This window comes from Elizabethkingia argenteiflava (assembly GCF_009904105.1).
GTDB lineage: Bacteria > Bacteroidota > Bacteroidia > Flavobacteriales > Weeksellaceae > Elizabethkingia > Elizabethkingia argenteiflava.
Genome location: NZ_JAAABJ010000500.1, coordinates 1 through 211 on the forward strand (window position 1 = coordinate 1; position 211 = coordinate 211).

Sequence of the window (211 nt, forward strand, 5' to 3'; positions counted from 1 at the left end):
AACCGCGGGTAGTACACTATCGGTAATACGGGATATCTCTGCAGGAGAAATCTCCATAGCATACATTTGCTGAACATAATCCCGCATTGCTCGGGTACTCACTCCCATAGCGTACATCGATAAGATAGTACCTTCCAGCTCATCGGTAATGATTAGCTGGCGTTTGGGCACAATCTTAGGTTCAAAAGTACCCAGGCGGTCACGACCAGTT

1 protein-coding gene is annotated in these 211 nt (G+C 47.4%); it reads right to left on the bottom strand.

Annotated features, from left to right (window positions below; all coding sequences use genetic code 11):
- Nucleotides 1-211 (bottom strand): transposase (locus GNY06_RS06595; protein WP_176589988.1); only part of this gene is annotated, 211 nt, incomplete at both ends.